General features: G+C 71.7%; 10 protein-coding genes. 4 read left to right on the top strand and 6 right to left on the bottom strand.

The genetic code is table 11. The features are described 5' to 3' along the window. Window positions 1-58: 58 nt before the first annotated feature. The gene (locus AWX74_RS25855; protein ID WP_091282164.1) at window positions 59-1351 is read right to left on the bottom strand and encodes an RNA 5'-3' helicase PhoH2; all 1293 of its coding nucleotides are present in this window, start codon (window positions 1349-1351) and stop codon (window positions 59-61) included. A gap of 815 nt (window positions 1352-2166) precedes the next feature. Beyond that, on the bottom strand, window positions 2167-3990 hold the full coding sequence (locus AWX74_RS25860; RefSeq protein WP_091282168.1) for a phosphoenolpyruvate carboxykinase (GTP): 1824 nt from the start codon (window positions 3988-3990) through the stop codon (window positions 2167-2169). A 375-nt stretch (window positions 3991-4365) separates the two neighbouring features. On the opposite strand from AWX74_RS25860, the gene trhA reads away from it, so the two are divergent. Beyond that, on the top strand, window positions 4366-4983 hold the full coding sequence (trhA, locus tag AWX74_RS25865) for a PAQR family membrane homeostasis protein TrhA (RefSeq protein ID WP_054565498.1): 618 nt from the start codon (window positions 4366-4368) through the stop codon (window positions 4981-4983). A gap of 493 nt (window positions 4984-5476) precedes the next feature. On the opposite strand, the gene AWX74_RS25870 is transcribed toward trhA, so the two are convergent. From AWX74_RS25870 to AWX74_RS25880, 3 genes are all read right to left on the bottom strand, one after another. After that, window positions 5477-6076 carry a hypothetical protein gene (locus tag AWX74_RS25870; protein ID WP_091282173.1) on the bottom strand — a complete coding sequence of 200 codons (600 nt, stop codon included), beginning with the start codon at window positions 6074-6076 and terminating at the stop codon, window positions 5477-5479. A gap of 260 nt (window positions 6077-6336) precedes the next feature. After that, a complete protein-coding gene (locus AWX74_RS25875; protein ID WP_091282177.1) occupies window positions 6337-8346 on the bottom strand; it encodes a thioredoxin domain-containing protein in 2010 nt (669 codons plus the stop codon). Window positions 8347-8444: 98 nt separating this feature from the next. After that, window positions 8445-10583 carry a BTAD domain-containing putative transcriptional regulator gene (locus AWX74_RS25880; protein ID WP_226931241.1) on the bottom strand — a complete coding sequence of 713 codons (2139 nt, stop codon included), beginning with the start codon at window positions 10581-10583 and terminating at the stop codon, window positions 8445-8447. Between the two features lie 87 nt (window positions 10584-10670). On the opposite strand from AWX74_RS25880, the gene AWX74_RS25885 reads away from it, so the two are divergent. Continuing rightward, window positions 10671-11552 (top strand): alpha/beta fold hydrolase, encoded by an 882-nt coding sequence (locus AWX74_RS25885; protein WP_091282180.1) that lies wholly within the window; start codon window positions 10671-10673, stop codon window positions 11550-11552. 103 nt (window positions 11553-11655) lie between these two features. On the opposite strand, the gene AWX74_RS25890 is transcribed toward AWX74_RS25885, so the two are convergent. Next, complete coding sequence (locus AWX74_RS25890; protein WP_091282183.1) at window positions 11656-12294, bottom strand: TetR/AcrR family transcriptional regulator; 639 nt, start codon at window positions 12292-12294, stop codon at window positions 11656-11658. Window positions 12295-12402: 108 nt separating this feature from the next. Between AWX74_RS25890 and AWX74_RS25895 the strand changes: the two genes are divergently transcribed. Together AWX74_RS25895 and AWX74_RS25900 are read left to right on the top strand one after the other, a co-directional pair. Then, complete coding sequence (locus tag AWX74_RS25895; protein WP_091282187.1) at window positions 12403-13182, top strand: glucose 1-dehydrogenase; 780 nt, start codon at window positions 12403-12405, stop codon at window positions 13180-13182. A gap of 271 nt (window positions 13183-13453) precedes the next feature. Then, window positions 13454-16519, top strand: coding sequence for a leucine--tRNA ligase (locus tag AWX74_RS25900; RefSeq protein ID WP_091282190.1), 3066 nt, complete (start codon window positions 13454-13456; stop codon window positions 16517-16519). Window positions 16520-16603 lie beyond the last annotated feature (84 nt).

Raw genomic sequence — 16603 nt, forward strand, 5'->3', positions numbered from 1 at the left:
GCGGTGCGCCGTTCGCGCGGTTAGGCCAAACTGGGCAAGTTCGGCCGTTCTGGTCGACTCAGAGGACAAGGTCCTCAAGCATGGTCGTCACCAGCGCGGCGATCGGCGAGCGCTCGGAACGGGTGAGGGTGACGTGCGCGAACAGGGGGTGGCCCTTGAGTGTCTCGATCACCGAGGCGACTCCGTCGTGCCGACCCACCCGCAGGTTGTCACGTTGCGCGACGTCGTGGGTGAGCACGACCCGCGAGCCCTGGCCGAGCCGGGACAGCACGGTCAGCAGCACGCCGCGCTCCAGCGACTGGGCCTCGTCCACGATGACGAAGGCGTCGTGCAGCGAGCGGCCGCGGATGTGCGTGAGCGGGAGGACCTCCAGCATGCCCCGGTCGACGATCTCCTCGATGACCTCGGGCGACACGAGCGCGCCGAGGGTGTCGAAGACGGCCTGCGCCCAGGGCGCCATCTTCTCGTTCTCGCTGCCGGGCAGGTAGCCGAGATCCTGGCCGCCGACGGCGTAGAGCGGGCGGAAGACGACGACCCGGCGGTGCAGGCGGCGTTCCATGACCGCCTCCAGGCCGGCGCAAAGCGCCAGCGCGGACTTGCCCGTTCCGGCCCGGCCCCCCAGGGAGACGATGCCGACCTCGTTGTCGAGCAGGAGGTCGAGGGCCACCCGCTGCTCGGCGGAACGGCCGTGCAGGCCGAAGGCGTCCCGGTCACCGCGCACGATCTGGATGGACTTGTCGGCGGTGACCCGGCCGAGCGCGGAGGCGCTCCCGCCCGTCGTGGTCAGCACCAGCCCGGTGTGGCAGGGCAGGGCGGCCGCCTCGGGGATCTCCACCAGCTCCTTGGCGTAGAGCCGGTCCAGATCGTCCTGGCTGACCATGAGCTCGGCCATCCCGCTCCAGCCGCTGTCCACCGGCGACAGCGCCTGGTACTCCTCGGCGGCGAGCCCGACAACGGACGCCTTCACCCGCAGCGGGAGATCCTTCGTGACCAGCACGACGTCGGCGCCTTCGCCGGCGAGGTTGAGGGCCACGGAGAGGATCCGGGAGTCGTTGTCGTCCACGCGGAACCCCGGTGGAAGCACGGACGAGTCGGTGTGGTTAAGTTCGACCCGTAGTGTTCCCCCGGATTCCAACGGCAGCGGCTGATCCAGCCGGCCGTGCCGGATCCGGAGGTCGTCCAGGATGCGCAGGGCCTCCCGGGCGAACCAACCCAGCTCCGGGTGGTTCCGCTTGGCTTCCAGCTCCCCTATGACGACAAGGGGGAGCACGACATTGTGCTCCGCGAACCGCAGCAGCGCGCCAGGATCAGAGAGCAGCACGCTTGTGTCGACGACATGCGTTCGTGGCACACGCCCACCCGCCTACTCGGAGGTATCCGGGACCGGGCCCCCTGGCAGAGGCCGGGTACCGGCCTCCTGGCGTTGTCGCATTTGCGGCACCGAGGGGCCTCCCGAGTGGCCGACCCGATGCCGGCCACGACTTGAGACGCTAGGGCTCTCACGTTAGCCGTCACCCCGCAAGATGGCGACCAACTTCTTACAACACGCTTCGCTTGTCTTTGTGTGCCCTTCGTGGTCTATGCTCGGCGATGGCCGGGTACTAGTCACCTTCTGCGGCTAATCTCACGGTACGAAACCGACTGGTTCTTCTCAGATGCGGTAGTCGCGAGGATCCGGGCGTCACTCTCCGGTGAGATTCCTGCCACCCCGCAACCGGGAACCTCCGCGGGCACGCCTGGGCGGCCCGGGAACGAGTCGACTGGTTCGGGGGCTCCGTCGCATTCCACGGGCTCCACGGGCCAGGGCCGACCTTGGTCCCAGCCCCTCCGACGGCGCGGCGACACCACGTTCAGACCGCGGGGTCGCGGCCCGGCCGCGGACGACCCAGGCCGGGACCGCGCCCGGACCGGCTCTCGGCGGCCGGCCATCCGCACGCGATCGGCCGGCCGCCTGGAAGCCAAGGCCACCGGCACGCACAAAGACGGACCGGCGCCCACGAAATGATCGTGGGCGCCGGTCCGTCGAATGTTTCGGCGTGATCTCTGTGTGGTGACGCGGGCGCCGGTCCGTGAGCCGGCGTCTCAGGCCCGCGTCAGCCGGCCTCGGCCCGGGTCGGCCGGCCAGCCGGGGAGCCCGGCCAGCCAGCTACCCGACCCGCGCGGCTGTCAGCCGTTGAGACGCTTGATCAGCGCCTCGTGCTCGGCCCACAGCTCCTCCGGCAGTCGGTCACCGAAGGTGTTGTAGTGCTCGGGGATCAGCTCGGCCTCCTGCCGCCACACTTCGGTGTCGACCGTCAGCAGCGTCTCCAGGTCCTCCGCGGAGACGTCAAGGCCATCGGTCAGCAGCTCGCCAGGCGCGGGCAGGATGCCCAGCGGCGTCTCCACACCCTTCGCGGCGCCGTCGAGACGGCTCGCGATCCAGGCCAGCACGCGGCTGTTCTCACCGAACCCTGGCCACAGGTAGCGCCCCTCGGGGCTCTTCCGGAACCAGTTGACGTAGTAGATCCGCGGCAGCTTGTCCGCGTCGGAGCTCTTGCCGATCTTCAGCCAGTGCGCGAAGTAGTCGGCCATGTTGTAGCCGCAGAAGGGCAGCATGGCGAACGGGTCACGCCGCAGCTTCCCGATCGCGCCCGCCTGGGCCGCGGTGGTCTCCGACGCGACGATCGAGCCGAAGAAGACTCCGCGCTGCCAGTCCGGCGCCTCGGTCACCAGCGGAACCGCCGTCGCGCGGCGCCCACCGAACAGGATCGCCGAGATCGGGACACCGGACGGGTCCTCCCACTCCGGCGCCATCGTCGGGCACTGGCTGGCCGGCACGGTGAACCGGGCGTTCGGGTGCGCCGCCGGCTCGGCCGACTCGGGGCTCCAGTCCCGGCCCTTCCAGTCGATCAGGTGCGCGGGCTTGTCGGGGGTGAAGCCCTCCCACCAGACGTCGCCGTCGTCGGTGCGGGCGACGTTCGTGAAGACCGCGTTGCCCCACAGCGTCTTGACGGCGTTCGGGTTGGTCTCCTCACCAGTACCCGGCGCGACGCCGAACAGGCCTGCCTCCGGGTTCACGGCGTAGAGGCGGCCGTCCTCGCCGAAGCGCATCCAGGCGATGTCGTCACCGACGGTCTCGGCCTTCCAGCCTGGCAGCGTCGGGATCAGCATGGCGAGGTTGGTCTTGCCGCACGCCGACGGGAAGGCGGCGGCCACGAAGTGGACCTTCCCCTCGGGCGAGGTCAGTTTGAGGATCAGCATGTGCTCGGCGAGCCACCCCTGGTCACGAGCCATGACCGAGGCGATACGCAGTGCGTAGCACTTCTTGCCGAGCAGGGCGTTGCCGCCGTACCCCGACCCGTAGGACCAGATCTCGCGGCTCTCCGGGAAGTGGGTGATGTACTTGGTCGAATTACACGGCCACGGGACGTCGGCCTGACCCGGCTCCAGCGGTGCGCCCAGTGAATGCACCGCGGGGACGAAGAAACCATCCTCGCCGAGCTGCTCCAGGGCCGGCGCACCCATACGGGTCATCGTGCGCATGGAGATGACCACATACGGCGAGTCGGTGATTTCGACACCAAGAGCGGAAATATGGGATCCGAGTGGGCCCATGCAGAAGGGGACGACATACATCGTCCGCCCGCGCATGCACCCGGCGAAAAGCTCACCCAGCTTCGTGCGCATTTCCGCCGGGTCCAACCAGTTATTGGTCGGGCCGGCGTCCTCGGCCTTTTCTGAACAGATGTAGGTCCGGTCTTCCACCCGCGCGACGTCGCTCGGATCCGACGCAGCGTAGAAGCTGTTCGGGCGTTTGTCGTCGGCAAGCCGGACCAGGGTGCCCTTCTCGATGAGGAGCGTTGTCAGTCGATCGAACTCGGACTCCGAGCCGTCGCACCATTCAATACGGTCCGGCTGGGTGAGTTCGGCGATCTCACGCACCCAGGCGATCAACCTGGCGTGCTTGGTGGGGGCGGCATCCAGCCCGGGAATCTGTGCCGCAGTCGTCACAGCTCACACCTCCGGTCGAGTTGACCTGTCGCGTTCTCGTCCCGTGTGCGAGTGCCCTCAGTCAGGTGCCTCGTTCGCACCCGAACACCACCAGACACCCAGGTACAAACATGCGGGAAACGGGGCAGTTCGAGGCCGCGTTCAGGATCATTAGACTGTACCGCGCTTTCGGTGCAGAGTCGCGCGGTAGGCAGTACGCGGAAACGTAGGATCCATCACGATCCGGAGCGAACCGACCGACGCCGAGCCACTCCGCTTCGTGACCTGGATGCGGACCGGATATCGTGCTGTGCCGTGGCCTCCCTCGCTCGGCAGACCCTGAGCATCGACGACACAGCCCGGAACGCACATCCACGTGACCTGGTGCGACCACGCATGCGGGGCTGGCTACACGCCGGAGCATTCCCCGTGAGCCTCGCACTCGGCGTCATTGCGGTGGCACTCGCGACCACGCTGAGGGCCCGCCTGGGGATGACGGTTTACGCGCTGAGCATTGCAGCGCTGTTCGGAACCAGTGCCCTCTATCACCGAAAAATGTGGTCGACCTCACGCGCTCGCGAGCTCATGAAGCGCCTCGACCACTCCATGATCTTTGTCTTCATCGCCGGCACCTACACGCCATTCGCACTCATCGCCATGCCCCCGCACACAGCCCGCATCGTGCTGGGCGTGGTGTGGGGCGGCGCGGCGCTGGGTGTCGCGCTGCGCATGCTCTGGCTGCACTCTCCGCGCTTCCTGATCGTGCCGCTCTACATCGCGCTCGGCTGGGTGGCCGTCTTCGTCATCCCCGAGCTGATGCATCAGGCCGGGGTGGCCGCGACGGTGCTGCTCCTCGTGGGCGGCGCCTGCTACAGCCTCGGCGCCCTGGTGTACGCATCGCGACGGCCCAACCCCGCACCGAGCACGTTCGGCTACCACGAGGTGTTCCATGCGTTCACGCTCGTCGCCGCCTGTTGCCACTACATCGCGCTGATGATCGCAATGCTCGGCTAGCAGGGACCGGGAGCGACGGTCACCGACTCCGGAGTCGCCCGGAGTCGCCCGAGACCACCCGCTTCGGGTGGCCCGCACGGCTTTCCACCCCACGGCGGGTGACGCGAACATGCCGTTGCGCGACCGGGCCCGCGTCGATCCGGTTACCGGCTCGCGGCGTTCCGGTTACCGGGCCACGGCGATCCAGTGACAACACCGGGGCGATCCGATGACAGAACCGGGGCATTCCGGTGACAGCGGAGGCACATCGCCGCGCCTTTGACAAGACGTCGAAACGCACAGATCACAAGCCTCTCGCCGACCTGCCCACATCCACACGATGCCACTCTCGGTGACGAGGAGCCCGTCTGGGGCGGGGCGCCAGAAGCAGGCCGGGAAACCCATTCACCGGACTTCACCCGACACCGGGTAGAGCACCCGGCGGACAGCCGGTTTCGCCTTGCCGACCGGCTCGCGGCCGGCGGGAAGAATCGGCCGCATCCGCGAGGAGCGACTAAATTCCCGGACCTTCGGCCCGGATCTGCTCGACCTTTTCCATCGCTTCTCGCAGGCGGGCCAGCCACGCGTCCGCGTTCTCCCCCACCAGCCGGACGCACCAGGCAAGGGCCTCACTGCGGCTACGCGCAACACCTGAATCCACCAGCGTGTCCAGGACCTGCCGTTCCGGCTGGCGAAGCCGGGTCATCACCGGGACGGACAGGGCTGTGAACAGCTCGGTCGCGCCGCCGAACGAGACCCCCCAGGCCACCTTGCGCCCGAACCGCTGCTCAGCCTCCCGTGCCAGCACGATCCGGCCGTCCCTCGTCTCCTCGCGGAAGCGCCGGATCCAGCCGGCTGCCTCGGCCGCGGCGGCGGGCCCACTCGTGGCCGCATCAGACCCCGCGGCCGACCCACCCGGGGCTGCCCCGGCCGGGTCCGGCTGCACCAGCGCGCCGACAACCGTGATCTCGTCCCGGTCGATCGTCACCCGGGGCGGCCCGGTGAACCAGCCCGCGGGAACCCTGGCTGCGAACCACGCGGCGATCTCGTCCGCGGGAACGGGTTCGTCCCGTTCGGCTCCCCGCCCAGGCCCTCGCCCTCGAAGACCGGCCATGACAGTCCCCTCCACTGAGCCTTTTGAGCCTTTTCCATCGTCGACCCGGGCCGGCGGCATACCTGACCGTGCGCAGTGAGATGGCGGAGGCCCACTGGTCCGACGACCTCACTGCTCCGACGACGCACCGGCCGGGCTGGAACGCGACCCCATCCATGATTACACGCTTACAACATTATGCGCACGCGTGGAGTCGTCGGAAACCAGCCGGCCTCGGTGCGGCGTCCAGGCTGATCGTCGAGCGGCCGGCAGGGCCGAGGTCAGGTGGGGAGCCGGACGCCGAGCTTGGCCCGGACCTCCTCGGCGGTCGTCACCGGCAGCTCGCAGACGAAGTCACGGCACACGTACACAGCCGGATCGGCGCGCCCGGCGGTGAGTGGACCAGCGGTGACGACGACAGCACCAGGTGCGGTGCCGAGCCGTGCCAGCCGCTCCAGGTCCGGACGACCGACCACAGCGACCTCGGCCGGCCCGGCCAGGACCGCCTCGGCCACCGCGCCAGCCCAGCCCGCATACCGGGCGTCCTTGGCGAGCAGTGGCATCAGCAGCCCGACTGTCGCGACCGCCGCGTCGCGGTGCTCGGCCGAGCCGGTCAGCGCGGCGAAGGTCAGCATCGCCCCGGCCACGGCGGCCTGCCCGGACGGTGTCGCCGAGTCGGACGACTCCCGCGGCCGCCGCAGCAACGCCTCGGCGTCGTCCGCGGTGTCGAAGAAACCGCCGTCCGTGGCCGCGAACCGGACGCGCACGACATCCAGCAGCTCCCCGGCGAGCGTGAGCCACCGCGGGTCGGCGGTGACCTGGTGCAGCGCGAGGTACCCGTCGGCGACGCACCCGTAGTCCTCCAGCACGCCGGCGTTCGGCCCCCGACGGCCGTCCCGGCTGGTCCGCCACAGCCGGCCGTCGTGCAGGTGGACGTCCCGCAGCAGCTCGGCGGCCCGGGTGGCGGCGGCGATCCAGGCCGGCTCGGCCAGCAGCGCGCCCGCCTCGGCGAGCGCCGCGATGGCCAGCCCGTTCCAGGCGGCCACGATCTTGTCGTCGCGGGCGGGCTGCGGCCGGCGCGACCGCGCCGCGGCGAGCGCCGCCCGGACCCGGGCGAACCGGGCCGGGTCGTCCGGGTCCGCGGGCAGCATCAGCACGGAGGTGCCGTGCTCGAAGGTCCCGGCCTCGGTGACACCGAGAACCCCGGCCGCCCAGGCGCCGTCCTGGGGGCCGAGGACGTCGGCGAGCTGGGCGGGCGTCCAGGAGTAGCTGGCGCCCTCCTCCGGGTGCGCGTTCGGCTGCCCGGCGGGCACCGCGTCGGCGTCCAGCGCGGACGCGAAGCCGCCCTCGGGCGTCCGCAGGTCGGTGAGCAGGAACTCGACGGTCTCCCGCACCACCCGCTCGGCCAGCGCAGAGCCGGTGGCCCGCCACAGGTGCAGGTAGACGTGCAGCAGCTGGGCGTTGTCGTAGAGCATCTTCTCGAAGTGCGGGACGGTCCAGGTGGCGTCGACGCTGTACCGGGCGAAGCCGCCCGCGAGCTGGTCGTAGATACCGCCGCGGGCCATCCGCTCGCAGGTCACGCGCACCATCTCGAGCGCCTTGTCGTCGCCGGTGCGGGCCCAGTGCCGGAGCAGGAGCTCGGCGACCATGGACGGCGGGAACTTCGGCTTCGGGCCGAACCCGCCGTGGCGCGCGTCGAAGCGGCCGGCGAGCCCGGTGACCGCGCCGTCGAGCAGCTCGGCGCTGAGCTGGGGACCGCCGTCCCCACCGGCGGTGCCGCCGGGCAGCGCGACGACCTCCGCCAGCCGGCGGGCGATGTCCGCCCCGGCTTCCTCGATCTCCTCCCGGCGCTGGGTCCAGGCGTCCGCGACCGCCGTCATCACCTGCGGGAAGGACGTCTGGCCCTGGCGCGGGCGGGGTGGGAAGTAGGTGCCGGCGAAGAAGGGCTCGGCAGCCGGGGTGAGGAACACCGTCATCGGCCAGCCGCCGTGACCGGTGAGGGCGACCGTCACATCCATGTAGACCGAGTCGACGTCGGGACGCTCCTCCCGGTCGACCTTGATGTTGACGAAGTGCTCGTTCATGTACGCGGCGATCTGCGCGTCCTCGAACGACTCGTGGGCCATGACATGGCACCAGTGGCAGGATGCATAGCCGACCGAGAGCAGCACCGGCACGCCACGGGCCTTGGCCTCGGCGAACGCCTCGGGCCCCCACGGCCACCAGTCGACCGGGTTGTCCGCGTGCTGCAGAAGGTAGGGGGAAGTCTGCTCCGCGAGCTTGTTGGGCACCGCACCACCATGCCATCGCGGCGGCCCGATCCCCCGCCGGAGCCGGCCGAGTCCGCCTCGGCGGCCCTCCGGCGGATGTCCCTGCGGAGCTTCTGTCCCTACGGCGCCCACGGAGCTTCGCGCAGCGCGGCAGCCGCGGCCTCGACATGGTGGCGGACCGGGCCGAACGAGACCAGCCCGCTGCCGCCGCCGGCCGACTCGCCCACGGCTGCGGCGAGTTCGTCCCGGGCGCGGCGCAGGACCTGGTGCTGGCCGACCGCTGCCGCTGCCCGGGCCAGGACGCACCACAGCGCCTCCTGCAGGTGGTCGTGGGGTGGGCGCGGGGCAGCAGCGAGGGCGTTACGGGCCTGGTCGTGAGCGCCTTGAGCCGCCAGCAGGAGCGGGCTCAGCCACGGTCCGTAGGGGCCGACGTCCACGGCGGCAAGCTGACCAGGAGCGGGCAGGCCGTCGCCTCGCAGCACGGGGACGAGCGCGACCAGGGCGTCGGCACCGGCGGCGAGACCGGGCATCCCGCTGGTCGCGGTGGCCGCGAGGGCGCGGTCGTAGAGCGGTCGAGCCCGGTCCCAGCCGTGCTCCTCGCAGGTTCGCAGGGCGTGGAACCAGGCGGTGAAGACAGCGGCCAGCGGGCGTTCGTGCCGGTGCGCGAGACGGTCCACCGCGTCGGCCTCGGCGCCGGCGGCGTCCAGGTCACCGAGCGCGGTCAGGGCCTGGAAGCGGACGATCCGGCCGAGGATCTCGTGGCTCGGCAGGCCGTGGTCGACGGCCAGACCGGTCAGTTCGACGCCGATGGCGGCACGCCGGGCGGCCCCGCCGCACGGGCCGAACGCCTGCATGAAGGCGCCATTGAGGGCGAAAGCCAGCACCGACGGGTCCCCCTGGGCCCGGGCCAGGCGGACCGCTTCGTCCGCGGCGCGCTCGGCGCGCAGCCGCCACGGCTCATCCGCCGGGGCCGCCCCGGCGAGCGGCGGCGGCCGGTCCGCGGCGGCATCGCCGCGGGACTCCACCGCCACGACCGACAGCAGCCGCGCACGCAGCACCGGCGGCCCCTCCGGGACACCAGCGGCGGCCCGGGCCGCCGCACGGACCAGCGCGCCCGCCGCGGCCGGGTCGTCCGCCCTGGTCCACACAGCAGGGACGTCGTAGGACGCGATCACGTGGGCCGCGAGCACCGGATCGCCGGTCGCCTCGGCCGCTTCGACCACGTCACCGCGCTGGGCACGCGCCTCCGCCAGCCCGGCCGCGCCGGTGACGGCGAGATCGCGTACCAGACCGGCCGCGGCATGTAGCCGGGCCCGCGAGCGCGCGGGTACCGACCGGTCCCAGGCGGCTGCCGTCCGGTCCCACACACTGTCGGCGATGCCGGCGCCCACGGTGGTCCGCGCCACGCCGGGGGCGGATCGGCCGGCGGTGATCCGAGCTTCGGCGCGGGCGAGCGCAGGGGACGGGCCTGCTCCCGCGGGCCGGACGACGAAACCGTGCGCACGGCGCAGGGCGGCCAGGGCATCGCCCGGACGGCCGGCGCGGTCCAGGGCGGTCGCCAGCAGCACCCACGCGTCCTCCCGCCCGGGATGGGCGGTGGCGTGGGCCTCCAGGTCGGGCAGTGCGTCGCGGGCGCGGCCCGTTGCCACGAGCGCGTCGGCGCGCTGCTCGACCGCTCGTAGACGCAGCTCCGTCAGCCTGGTGCGCTCGGCAACGCACCAGGATGCGTGCGGGAAGTCGGCGAGGGCGGGCCCCCGCCACAGGTCGAGTGCCTCGTCCCACAGCGCGGCGGCGGTCAGCGGCGCCGCCGCCTCGGCGCGGGCCGCGGCGTCCTCGAAGCAGCAGGCGTCGACGGCGTCGCGGTCCAGGCGCAGGACGTAGCCCGGCCCCTGCGTGGCCAGCAGTCGGGAGGCGGTGCGCGGCGGCCGGTCCGGTTCGAGCGCCCGGCGCAGCGCGGCGACGAACGTGCGCACCGCGGCGACCGCGCCGGCCGGGGGCGCACCGTCCCACAGGTCGGCGACCAGCCGGTCGATCGGGACCACCCGGTTGCGGGCGACCAGCAGCCGAGCCAGCACCTCCCGATGGCGGGGCGCGCCAAGTGCGACCGGTTCGCCGGCCGGCCTCCAGGCAGCCACCGGCCCCAGCAGTCCGAACCGCAGGTCCTCCACCGCAGGATCCTCCACCGGGCGGCCGGTCCGGCGCAGCCGTCGGGGTGCCGGCCGGCGGGGTGCCGGCCAGCGGGCCGCGCCTTCACTCATCGATCGCTCATTCGGGGCCCGCAGCATGGGCTCCGCCCCGGGCACCGGGCCGTCCCGGCCCCCGCCCACGAGTACCAGGAGCAGCCGGTGCACCCTCTGAGCATTCCCGGATTCGACGTCCACCGCGTGCGGGTCGACGACGGGGTCACCCTGGAGGCCGAGGTCGGCGGGTCGGGCCCGCCCGTCCTGCTGCTGCACGGCTTCCCGCAGACCCGGCTCATGTGGCGGCATGTGGCCGCCGACCTCGCCGCCGACCACACCGTCATCTGCCCCGACCTGCGTGGCTACGGAGCAAGCGACAAGCCCGCCGAGACCGGGCCCGAGATCTACGCCAAGCGGACCATGGCCCGGGACGTCGTCCGCCTGGCCACCGAGCTGGGACACGAGCGATTCACCCTGGCCGGCCACGATCGAGGCGCGCTGGTGGCGTTCAGGGCGGCTCTGGACCACCCGGAGGCGGTGGCCCGCGTGCTCCTCCTCGACGTCCTCGCGACCCTCGACATGTGGGACGCGATGCACGGCGTGTCCGCCGCGGTGGGCTTCCACCTCTATCTCATGGCCCAGGCGCCGGGCCTGCCCGAGACGATGATCCGGTCAAGTGCCGACGCGTTCTTCGGCTACTTCCTCGACGTCTGGGCGAACGACCCGGACGCCGTCCCGAACGCCGTCCGCCGCCACTACCTCGACTCCAGCGCTCGCGCCGTTTCCTCCATCGTCGCCGACTACCGGGCCTCCGCGCAGATCGACGTGGCCCATGACAGCGCCGACCGCGAGGCCGGGAACCGGCTCGCCATGCCGGTCTCCGTGCTCCAGCAGGACTGGGGCGCGGCCCTCGGCTACCACGCCGAAGGGCTGTGGCGGGCCTGGGCACCCGACCTGCGCCACCGCACGGTCAGCTGCGGGCACTTCATGGCCGAGGAGGACCCGGCCCTCGTCACCGCCGAGATCCGCGCCCTCGCCAGCCGCTGACCCGACCCTCGGGGAGTGCGGGCAGGCCCGCGGCCACGCGCCGTACGTCGGGCGCCGGCGGCCGCGGGCCCGAGGCCGGGGTTGGGTACGGGACCGGACCGGCTTACCCCTCGGCGGCCTGAGCCGCCGTGCCGTACCTGGCCTCCATCGTCCGGACCGCCTCGGTGACGACGCGTTCGTTGGTGGCGTCGTCGAGAGGCCAGCGGGGAAGCAGCATCCGGGGCCAGAAGACGTAGTTGGAGATCATGCCGAGGAACTGGGTGGCGGCCATGTCGGGGTCGTCCACAGCGATCGTCCCGGCGTCCCGTTCGGCCTCCAGGTAGCCGCGGACGGACTCGAAGTAGGGCATCTTGCCCCGGTTGAACTGGGTCTCCCCGAGCTCGGGGAAGCGGGGCAGCTCGGCGATGACGATGCGGAACAGGTCGGCCATGCCAGGGCGGGTGAGCAGATCCACATAGCGGCGGCCGATCGCGGTCAGACCTACCCGCAGATCGCCGGTCGGGGGCCGCACCTCGTCCTCGCCCGAGTCCCAGGAAGCCGTGACGATCGCGTCGAACAGGGCCGCCTTCGTCGGGAACTGCCTGAACAGGGTGGCCTTGGAGACCTCCGCCGCCTCCGCGATCTTCGCCAGCGAGGTCCGGTCATAGCCGGAGTCGAGGAACAGGCGGGTGGCCGCGGCCAGGATCGCGGCCCGCTTCTGCTCGGCGACGCGCTGGTGGTAGGCCGAGGGCTCGCTGGTCACGGCACCAGCCTAGACGAGAAGGCGAGCCACTTGACTCACCATCTGCCGCACCCTAGGTTCAGATGCGAGGCGAGTCACTCGTCTCACTACCTGAAAGGAGCACCCACCATGGGACGCTTCGACAACCACACCGTTCTCGTCACCGGAGGCACCGGCGGCCAGGGCTCCAGCCACCTGCGCGCCTACCACGCCGAAGGCGCAGGCGTCGTCATCGCCGACATCAACGACGGCGGTGGCCGGGCCCTCGCCGCCGAGCTCGGCGACCGCGCCCTGTTCGTCCACCTCGACGTCACCGACGAGGAATCGTGGAACGCCGCCATCGCTGCCACCGAACAGCACTTCGGCCCGCTGTCGATCCTGGTCAACAATGCCGGCGTGCAGAATCCGGCGGCTCCCGTCGAAGCCACCGACCGCCGCGTGTGGGACCGCGTCCTCGACATCAACCTCACCGGCACGTTCCTGGGCATCAAGGCGGCCGTTCCCTCCCTGCGCCGCAACGGCGGAGGTGTCATCGTCAACATCGCCTCCACATCCGGCATCGGCGGAACCGCCCACTACTCCCCGTATGTCGCCGGCAAGTGGGCTGTCCGCGGCCTCACCAGGACCGCCGCGCTGGAGCTCGGCCGCGACAACATCCGCGTCAACGCCATCCACCCCGGTGTCATAGCCACCCCGTTCATCACCGAGCCCGCCGCGGGGGCCGACGCTCCGATCTCGGACTTCTACTCCCCCGCGCCCTTCGCCATCCCCCGGCTCGGCCAGCCCGACGACATCACCCGTGCCCTGCTGTTCATCAGTTCCGACGAGGCGTCCTTCGCCACCGGCTCGGAGTTCGTCATCGACGGCGGCCTGCTGCTCGGCCCCGCCCTCAGGTACGAGGCCGCCTGACAGCGCACCCGCGACCGCCGGCGCCGGCCGCCGGCATCCCGCCTGCCCGCATCCCGGCCGCCCACGGGCCGGCCGACAGCGCCGCCGCCGGCGATCGCGGCGGCCCGGATAGGCTGGACGCCAGGAGTGATCCACGCCGTTCCCGCGCCCCGGTCCACGACCACCATCGCCACCGCCACCATCCCGGCGGGCCAGCGGCCATCCGTCGTCGGCCGGGGAGCGCGAGCGGACACGGGTCAACAGTGATCGATGTCTTGGGATGCGACCTGCGATGAACGAGCCCACCGAGAGCGACACCACCGCGGACGCCGCAGTCACCGCGGGCGGCGACGCCGACCTGCCCCACCGCTACGACTCGCGGCTCGCCGCGGAGATCGAACAGCGCTGGCAGCAGCGGTGGCTCAAGGACGGCACGTTCGAGTCGCCGAACCCGACCGGGCCGCTTTCCGCCGGCTTCGAGGCCGTCCAGGGCCGCGATCCGTTCTACGTGCTGGACATGTTCCCCTACCCGAGCGGGACGGGCCTGCATGTGGGGCACCCGCTCGGCTACATCGGTTCGGACGTCTTCGCCCGCTTCCTGCGGATGACCGGGCGCCACGTGCTGCACACCTTCGGCTATGACGCCTTCGGGCTGCCCGCCGAGCAGTACGCCATCAACACCGGCCAGCATCCGCGGGTGACGACCGAGGCGAACATCGCGAACATGCGGCGCCAGCTCTCCCGGCTGGGCCTGGGTCATGACACGCGCCGCGAGATCGCCACCACCGACACCACGTACTACCGCTGGACCCAGTGGGTCTTCCTCCAGATCTTCAACAGCTGGTACGACGACGAGGCCGGCCGGGCCCGGCCGATCAGCGAGCTGGTCGAGGAGTTCGAGAGCGGGCGCCGGTCGGCCGCCGGGGCGAGCGCCGGCGAGGCCAACCCCCGCCAGGCCGAGTGGTCCGAGCTGACGGCGAGCGAACGGCGTCGCGTCGTCGACGCCCACCGCCTCACCTACATCTCCGAGGAGCTGGTGAACTGGTGCCCGGGCCTGGGCACGGTGCTGGCCAACGAGGAGGTCACGCCCGAGGGGCGCAGCGACATCGGCAACTATCCGGTCTACCGGCGCCCGCTGCGTCAGTGGATGATGCGGATCACCGCCTATGCCGACCGGCTGATGTCGGATCTCGACCTGGTCGACTGGCCCGACTCCATCAAGCAGATGCAGCGCAACTGGATCGGGCCGAGTGACGGCGCCGCCGTCCGGTTCACCACGACGACCGGTGCCAGCGCCGGAACCGATGCCGGTGCCAGCGCCGGTGGCGATGCCGGCGCGCCGGTCGACATCGAGGTCTACACGACCCGTCCCGACACGCTGCCCGGTGCGAGCTTCCTGGTGCTGGCTCCGGAACACCCGCTCGTCGACGCGCTGATCGCCACCGACTGGCCGGCCGACACCCCGGCCAGCTGGCAGTTCGGGCAGGGCCGGCCCGCCGGCCCGCTCGAGGAGCACTGGACCCCACGGGCCGCCGTCGACGCCTACCGCGCTTTCGCCGCCCGGCGCAGCGACCGCCAGCGCGGCGGTGCGGAGATCGACCGCACCGGCGTGTTCACCGGGACGTACGTGACCAACCCGGTCGGCGGCGGTGTGATTCCCGTCTTCCTGGCCGACTACGTCCTGCTCGGCTACGGCACCGGGGCGATCATGGCGGTGCCGGCGCACGACGACCGGGACTTCTCCTTCGCCCGCGAGTTCGGCCTGCCGGTACAGGCCGTGCTGGAGCCGGATGAGGCCTGGCACTCCGAGCACGGCGTACCCGCGGGGGCACCCGCGTCCGCGTGGCCCGCGCCGTTCGCCGGTGAGGGCACGTATCTGCCCGGCCCGCCGAACCGCCCGGGCCTCGTCGGCCTGTCGAAGGCCGAGGCCATCAAGACCACGGTCGGCTGGCTGGAGGGCGCCGGTCGCGGCCGGGCCACCCGCTCCTACCGGCTGCGCGACTGGTTGTTCTCCCGCCAGCGGTACTGGGGCGAGCCGTTCCCGATCGTCTTCGACGACGAGGGGCTGCCGATCGCGGTTCCCGAGGACCAGCTGCCGGTCGAGCTGCCCGAGATGACCGACTTCCGGCCGCGTGCGATGGCCGACGACGACGAGAGCGAGCCCGTCCCGCCGCTGGCGAGAGCCACGGAGTGGACCACGGTCACCCTCGACCTCGGCGACGGCCCGCGCGAGTACCGGCGCGAGCTCAACACCATGCCGCAGTGGGCCGGCTCCTGCTGGTACTACCTGCGCTACCTCGACCCGACGAACTCCGAGCGGTTCGTGGATCCGACCGTCGAACGCTACTGGATGCACTCCGAGCGCGGGCCCGCCGGCGACGGCGGCGTCGACCTGTACGTGGGTGGCGTCGAGCATGCCGTTCTGCACCTGCTCTACGCCCGCTTCTGGCACAAGGTGCTGTACGACCTGGGCCTGGTCTCGACCCGGGAGCCGTTCAAGCGCCTCTACAACCAGGGCTACATCCAGGCCGACGCGTTCACCGACGAGCGCGGGATGTACGTCGCCGCCGCCGAGGTCGTCCGCGGCGCGGACGGGACCTTCACCCACGACGGGGCCCCGGTGAACCGGCGCTCCGGCAAGATGGGCAAGAGCCTCAAGAACAGCGTCAGCCCCGACGAGATGTACGACAGCTACGGTGCGGACACGCTGCGCGTCTACGAGATGGCGATGGGGCCGCTGGACGCGCACCGCCCGTGGCGCACCGACGACATCGTCGGCTCGTACCGGTTCCTGCAGCGGCTCTGGCGCAACATCATCGACGAGGAGTCCGGCGAGCCGCGGGTGCGTGACACCGGGCTTGGCGACATCGAGTCGGGCGACGAGGTCACCCGGGCGCTGCACCGGACGATCCTGGCCGTTCGGACGGACTACGCCGAACTGCGTTTCAACACCGCGGTCGCCCGGCTGATCGAGCTGACCAACCTGGCCAGCAAGCACTTCGGCGCCGGGCTCGCCGGGCCGCCGCGGGAGCTGGCCGAGGCCATGGTGCTGATGGTGGCGCCGCTGGCACCGCACCTCGCCGAGGAGCTGTGGACGCGACTGGGGCACGCCGGCTCGGTCTCGACCGTCCCCTTCCCCGAGGGGGACGAGTCGCTGGCCGCGGCCTCGACGGTCCGCCTGCCGGTGCAGGTCAATGGCAAGGTGCGGTTCACGATCGATGTCGCGCCCGACGCGGACGAGGCCGCGGTGCGCCAGGCACTGGAGGCACACGAGGACTACCCCCGCTACACGGCCGGCAAGACCGTCAAGCGCCTCATCGTGGTCCCCGGCCGGATCGTCAACATCGCCCTGGGCTGACGGCACAGCCAGCCTGGCGGAACAGCCAGCCTGGCGGAACAGCCAGCCTGGCGGAACAGCCAGCCTGGCGGAACAGCCAGCCTG

It is taken from the genome of Parafrankia irregularis (genome assembly GCF_001536285.1).
In the GTDB taxonomy this organism is placed as follows: Bacteria; Actinomycetota; Actinomycetes; order Frankiales; family Frankiaceae; genus Parafrankia; species Parafrankia irregularis.